3 protein-coding genes are annotated in these 7,364 nt (G+C 45.3%); all 3 read right to left on the bottom strand.

Annotated elements, in window-relative coordinates:
• Window positions 1-192 precede the first annotated feature (192 nt).
• Window positions 193-651 (bottom strand): hypothetical protein, encoded by a 459-nt coding sequence (locus FTU40_RS06960; protein WP_180040267.1) that lies wholly within the window; start codon window positions 649-651, stop codon window positions 193-195.
• A gap of 3 nt (window positions 652-654) precedes the next feature.
• Window positions 655-5,100: an Hpt domain-containing protein gene (locus FTU40_RS06955; protein WP_180040265.1), complete on the bottom strand. Its 4,446-nt coding sequence runs from the start codon at window positions 5,098-5,100 to the stop codon at window positions 655-657.
• Window positions 5,101-5,268: 168 nt separating this feature from the next.
• A complete protein-coding gene (locus FTU40_RS06950) occupies window positions 5,269-7,341 on the bottom strand; it encodes a methyl-accepting chemotaxis protein (protein ID WP_180040263.1) in 2,073 nt (690 codons plus the stop codon).
• Window positions 7,342-7,364: the final 23 nt, after the last annotated feature.

The following is a 7,364-nucleotide window of genomic DNA, read 5'->3' as shown; positions in this document are numbered from 1 at the left end:
GATACAAAATAATTCGGTAATATAGTCCATGAAAAAGCCTTGCTCTGAAATGTTTTGTCTTCGTAACCAAGATATTACAGATGCTAAGGCTTTTTTTTATTTATTTTTTATGTCGAACTCAGGTTAAGTAAATTCATAACGCAATAAAAAAGGAACTCCATGGAGTTCCTTTTTGATATTTGATAGTTTGCATTACAGCCCGATTGTAGCCTGAATATTCGTCATATTCGGAATATGGAACAGCTGTTCATTCATTCGTACATATTGGAAAATTGCAGAGTCATTCACCGGCTGATCGACATCGACCACTTCAGAAATACGAATCCGGATGGTTTTCGGCATTTCATTGCACATTAGGGCAAAACGCTGATTGATCTCATCACCTTCAATCACCAGTGCCACGCCATGTTGACGTGAAGGCTCATTGATGGCATAGACTGGCAATTGTGCTTCATGCCATTCCACTGTCTTGACCTGGGTAGTGCTGTCCAGCGCTGACAGCACAATGTTTTGTGGCAATAACATCGGATCTTTGCCATGACAGTCAATAATATAGGCATCAATAAATCCGGTCGATACCGTAATCAGATGCTGAAGTTCCTGCTGACTAATCTGATCAGCCATCTTGCTCGTCGAATTGCTCTGACTCATCGATTACCCCTGTTTTTCGGCAATTAATTGTTGAATATTGGCCAGCAGTTCAGCTTCCTGGAACGGTTTACCCATGTAGTGGGTCACGCCCAGACTGAATGCACGTTCACGATGTTTCTCACCAGTACGCGACGTAATCATGATAATCGGCAAGTCACGGTGAATATCATGGTGACGAACCAGGTTGGTGACTTCAAAACCATCCATACGTGGCATTTCGATATCCAGCAGCATCAGATCCGGTCTGACATTTTCTAGCTGCTCGATCGCATCTACACCATCTTTGGCAGTCACAATGTCATAGCCCTGACGTTCAAGCAGACGCGAAGTTACCTTACGTACTGTCACCGAGTCATCGACAATCATCACCAGACGGCGTGCATTGGAATGACGCGAACCATCACGCTGATCATGCATCTGTTTCACACGCTGTGTCGCCTGAATCTGACGCGCAATATTCTGGCCATCGAGAATCAGACAGACCTGACCATCACCCAGAATCGTAGCACCCGCCACGACCCCGATGTTGGCAAACTGCTGTCCAATCGGTTTCACCACAATCTGTGCACGTGAACCCACCAGTTGATCGACCAGCAAGGCAATGGTTTGGCCACTGTTGCCCTTAATCAGAAGCACCGGCAATGAATGACCGACATTATTCAGACGTGGAATCGGCTGAGTACCGACAAATTCCGACAGATAACGCAGCTTGTAGTTTTCACCATCAATCTTGAAGTAATCATCTTTACTGTTAAAGTAAGTTTCCAATGTGGTCGGCGCAATCCGCACGATTCGGTCAATCTGCGCCAGAGAAATTGCATATTGCTGATCGCCCGCTTTCACCATCAAGGCATCACTAACGGCCACTGTCGTCGGTACGCGAATCGTAAAGACCGTGCCCTTACCCAGTTCCGAGCTGACCGAAACATGACCACCGAGCAACTTGATTTCACTTTGTACCACGTCCAGACCAACGCCACGACCGGAAATCTGGGTGACTGCTTTTGCGGTAGTGAAACCAGGATGGAAGATATATTGTAGTATTTCATCCTGATCAATCGGCTGGTCGGCTTTGATCAGATCCAGACTGAGGGCTTTCTCACGAATTTTCTCCGCATCGATCCCCTTGCCATCATCACTGAAAGAAACGATGACATCGGTTCCTTGGCGGCTGATGTTCAATACAATAGAACCCACTTCCGGCTTGTTCAATGCCAGACGATCTGCGGTATCTTCCAGACCGTGGTCAATGGCATTACGCAACATATGTTCAAATGGCGTAACCAGACGTTCCAGAATATTACGATCCAATTCACCTTCAGTATTCTGCACAATCAGTTCGGCAGGACGGTTCAAGGTGGTTGAGGTTTGACGCACAATACGTTGTAAACGCGGCAACATCCGGTCAAACGGCACCAGACGGGTACGCATCAGGCTTTCCTGAATCTCGGCCTGAATACGCGATTGTTGTAATAATAAACCTTCCGTTTCACGAATCTTGTCGGCCAAGGTGCTCTTGAAATCGACCAGATCCGATGCCGATTCTGCCAGAGATTTAGATAACTGGTTCAACGATGAATACTGGTCCATTTCCAGCGGATCGAAGTCGGCATAGCGCGAATTTTCTGAACCATGTTTGGCAATAATCTGTGATTCCAGCTCGCCTTCCATTCGACGCAACTGGTCGGCAAGTCGTTTGATCGCCAGTTCCATCTCGTTCAGGGTATTGCCAAGCTGACCCAGATCCATCTCGATCCGCGAACGGTTAATCGAGTTCTCACCCGACAGGTCAATCATCTTCTCGACCAGATCAGCAGAGATACGAATCATCTCGTTATTGCTATCGCTACTGCCTGTATTCGCCCACTCACCCATCATCTGTGGCGGTTCAGTACCATCACCCTCAACAAAACCAAAGTCGGTACTGACCACCAGATGTTCTGTTTTTGCCAGACGCTCAGGCAATTGCGCAGTGACATCCACATAAGCAATCTTTTTCAGACTGCTTTGAAGCTGCTCAAAACCGCTATAGTCGCGCTGGAAAATTGCCTGTTTTAACCAGGCCAGTGTTTTCTGCAATAAGCCATCATAGGCATTCGAGTTAAATTGATAAACTGCAAACTGCTCGAAAGTGGTTTCCAGTTCATAGGCAATGCTGGCCACCTCTTCAGTTTCAATCATGCGTGCACCACCTTTAATACTGTGGGCAGCACGTTGTAACTGAAGTAATAAACTACGGTCACTACGCTGATCAAACCATTGATTGAGCAGCTTCTCTGCATTGGCCAGAATTTCTTCAGACTCTTCGAGGAAGGTTTCTTCAACGATTGATTTCAGCTCATCTTCTTCAGAGCGTTCAACTTGATTTTCAGTAAATCCAGGGGTTTCAACTAATTTTTCTGTTTCAGCCAGATCAGTTGCAGGCTGTTCTGTCGCCACTGATTCTTCGAATGGCACTTCAGGAGTCGATAGCATCTCTAACGCGGTCACGTTGAATTCAGCAGTTGTGCTTTCAACAGCAGCCAACGTTTGCCCAGAAAGTAGTGCCTGAATATTTTGTAAAATTGCCACCGCTTCTGTCGCCGGATAATCAATGCCATCATCTCGAATGGACTGAATACGGTCGGACACGTTATCCTGTACCAGACGGACAATCTGGATTAAAGCAGGTGTTACGGCAATCTGCTGACGGATCACCCGTTCATAAATACTTTCCAGTTCATGGGCAATCAAACCGATATGCGAAGCCGCAATCATGTTTGCACCACCTTTTAAGGTATGCAAATGACGCATCAGATTGTTCAGTGAAGTCGTATCATCCTGTTTTTTGCTCCAGGTATTCAGATCTTCATCAATACCTGCCAGCAATTCATCGGCTTCTTCCAGAAAGATACCTAACAGTTCTTCATCGAAATCACGGTTGGTTTCAGCACTCTCGCGCTGTTGACGATCGGCTGCAATACGCTGGCTCAAGGCAGCAAAATCTACGCTGCCTGTGCTTAAGGTGTCAGCCGTTGGGAGAATATCTGTGGTCGGCTCAATGCCTGACTTTTCAGTCTCTTCAGCAAAGATCTCAAGATCCTGTTGTACAAATGCCGACAGTTCACTTAAAGTTTTTTGAATGTCATCATTCAGAATGACGCGCTGTCCTGCGGCCAGGGTATCAAATAAATGAATAAATTCCTGATGTGCCTGTGCAAACAGTTCATAAGCATAATTGCTGTTTAACAGCACCGGCTTTTTAAGCAGGGCATCATAAGCCGATTTCAGATCTGCCGTGAATTCATGAATTCCTTTGGCCGCGCGGCTATCAGTATGCGCCAGTAATTCTGCAGCCTGTTGACTCAGTGCCTGGATATATTCAGGATAATCGACTTGTGCGCGTTTATCGAATTCAAACTCAGCATCGAGCAACAGGTCAATATCCAGTTCAACCAGTTTGGACACCAGGCCTTGGGTTTGAACCGCATCTGATTCAGTGACCGCAAAGCCATAATCACTCCAGACTGCTTCAAAAGTGGCATAGACCGCATCTAGTTTTTCGGTATCCCCCTGACCTAATAAATGCACATAGTCACTGATAAATTCGGCATATTGAATCAGTAAGGCTGTTTCTTTTGAGGTCGAGACAATTTCATCTTGTAACAAGGTCTTAAATAACTGTTCAACTTTAGAGCTGGCTTCAAAAATCTGTTCAATCTGCGCCATCGATGAACTGCCACGCAAGGTGTGAATGGCACGAATCAGGGCATTATAATCTTGTGATTTTTCATCTTCAGTACGCAGGAAGGTGGCAATCGTTTCCAGATGCTCTTCGGCTTCTTCAATGAAGATGGCCACGGTTTCTTCAATATCAGTGCGAACCGCTACTTCTACCGGCGCTGTTTCGATAATAGCAGCAGATTCACTTAGGTCATGATCTGCAATTTCCAGCCCTGTGGTCTGACCTTCGGCAGTCAAATGATCGGCCAATGCTAATAATTCTTCTAGCGCAGGTTCAGGTGAAAGGTTTTGTTGTAATTGTTGTCCCAACAGCAGCATTGGACGCAGGTCGAGATCGATTTCCTGTACATGTTTGAATTTTGGATATAAAGCATATTGATAGACATTCAGTACCGCTTGGGCAAATTTTTGCACCATCGCTGTCAGCTGAATTGAACCGGACAAGACCCGGTTCAGGGTATCTTCAACTGCCCAGGCCATTTCCCCTGCCGATTTTGCACCCACCATACGACCTGAACCTTTCAGGGTATGAAAATGACGGCGAATGGTCTTCAGATTTTCCTGATGATCTGGATTGACCAGCCATTCTGGAAATAAAGCATTTAACTCAACGAAGATTTCTTCGATTTCCTCAACAAAAATTTCAAGAATTTCTGCATCTTGATCAAGATAACTATCTTCAGGAAGCGTTGTCGTTTCAACTAAATTTTTTAATATTTCTTTCATAGCTTATGCTTCTTACGTTATGCCGCCAAGAAGGGCGCTCAAACTTAATTGTGACCGTCACGCAATACCTAATGTTTGAGGTTAAGTACATCTTGTCGAGGCTTTATCTGTATTTTTTGAATGTGCCTCAATCGTAATCAAGGCACATTCTCCCCATCATCGCTAACTTTATTCTGGTAGTTTAAAGTCAGCTACAGATTCACGTAATGCATCGGCCATATTTGCCAGTTCAGATACCGAACGTGCTGTATCGAAGGTGGCACTGGTGGTTTGCGAAGTAATTTCCTGTACGACATTCATCGTGGTCGCAATATGACCTGCAGATGCAGACTGCAGTTTCGCTGCATCGGAAATGTTCGCAATCAGTTTCGCCAGGTTATTCGATACTGTTTGAATCTCATCCAGTGCCACACCGGCATCTTTAGACAAGTTCGCACCACGTACAACCTCGGCTGTAGTTTGCTCCATCGAAATAACCGCTTCGTTGGTATCGGTCTGAATGGTTTTTACCAGGCCTTCAATCTGCTTGGTTGCAGACGCAGAACGCTCTGCAAGACGCTGTACTTCATCGGCTACAACTGCGAAACCACGACCGGCTTCACCCGCCATCGACGCCTGAATGGCTGCGTTCAATGCCAAAATGTTGGTTTGGTCGGCAATATCGTTAATCAAGGCAACGATGTTACCAATTTCCTGAGAAGATTCACCCAGACGTTTAATACGTTTTGAGGTTTCCTGAATCTGTTCACGAATCGTGTCCATCCCCTCAATCGAGCGTTGTACGACATCCGCACCATTTGCAGCAATTTGTACCGAACGGTCTGCTACCACAGCAGATTCATCGGCGTTGGCAGATACCTGATCAATCGACATGGCCATTTCGTTAATTGCCGCAGAAGCACCGGCAATTTCCTGAGCCTGATGTTCAGAAGCTTCAGCCAACTGGTTGGTAATGCCCTGTGTGGTTGCGGTATATTGCGCAACTTCTTGTGAAGTTTCAGTAATACGCGATACCAGGTCACGTAACTGGTCGATTGCAAAGTTAATCGAGTCGGCAATCGCACCGGTAAAGTCTTCCGATACTGTTGCGTATGAACGTAAATCACCATCTGCAAGATCGGCGATTTCATCCAGTAAACGTAAAATCGCATTCTGGTTACGGTCATATTCTTCTTGTAAACGGCCTACACGCTGCTTATCCGACACACCACGCAAAGAAAGTAATTTGAATACGCAAAGCAAGAAACCAAGTAACAAGGCAATCAACAGGATGGCTGGAATAACGGTTTTAAGACCTGAGTTACCTGATAATTTGTTCAGGTTATCTAAAAGCACATCAGACTGGGCAAAAATAGACGCAGCGGCCTGACGAACTTTTACAATTTCAGTCGAGTTCTTCAGAATAATTGCTGATGCTGATTCGAGTACTTCATCATATTCAGCCTTAATACCTTCTAGAGATTCACGCATTGCTGGATCAGCAATACGCTGTACGCCCAGTTCAACAGAACCATTCAATTGTGCATTTAAATAAGAGCCGAAAGTTTCGGTATCGGCACTAAAGTCATCTGCCGATTCACGAGAGCCATCACTACCCGTCAATACCAGACTGATTGAACGTAAAATACGTTCTGCAATAAATACCTGGTTCTTGGCAATCACCACCTGGCTCGATGGCATATCTTGACGCGCCATCTGGTCAACCATCAAGTTATATTCCGCCTGAATCCCGGGAATTGCTTCACCAATGGCAATGTTGGTGTCGTATAACTGGTTAATGATTTTTTGTTGCGAGGTAATCAGATCAATACCGCTAGAAACTTCTGTCCACTGTTTATCAACAGCTTGTAGCGCCTCATTATCTGAATGAATATTTTTAACTGTTTCAAGGTTCTCAGCAAAAGCTTTTTGCGAGTCAGTTAGGTTTTTCATTGCCTCCGGTGTACCCGAAGCGGTTGCTTCAGTTGCTTGGCGCGAAATCGTTTGCGAGAGGAGACGTAAATCACCCAGACTTTGAGTGAGTTCGTTGCTACGTGGCACACTATAAAAAAGATATAATAAAGTGATCAGTGCGGCTAAAAGACAGCCTGCTGCCCCATAGATCAGCGGTTTTGACTTTTCACTATCACCAAATACACGTGATAATTGATCTATTTGCGATTGAATCTTAGTGAAAAAAGCATTACCGCCTTTGCGGCCAGTGCTTTCACCTGTATTTTTCTTTTTAAGTTTAAAGCCCATGCAGCCTCTCCCCGGTTGACGCC

Source organism: Acinetobacter sp. YH12100 (genome assembly GCF_013419135.1).
GTDB lineage: Bacteria > Pseudomonadota > Gammaproteobacteria > Pseudomonadales > Moraxellaceae > Acinetobacter > Acinetobacter pseudolwoffii.
The sequence above is the reverse complement of the archived record's forward strand: the minus strand, read 5'-3'. Positions and strand labels throughout refer to the sequence as shown.

Coding starts and splice junctions, on each gene's coding strand:
- FTU40_RS06960 (WP_180040267.1), bottom strand. CDS start 651: ATGAGTCAGAGCAATTCGACGAGCAAGATGGCTGATCAGATTAGTCAG.
- FTU40_RS06955 (WP_180040265.1), bottom strand. CDS start 5,100: ATGAAAGAAATATTAAAAAATTTAGTTGAAACGACAACGCTTCCTGAA.
- FTU40_RS06950 (WP_180040263.1), bottom strand. CDS start 7,341: ATGGGCTTTAAACTTAAAAAGAAAAATACAGGTGAAAGCACTGGCCGC.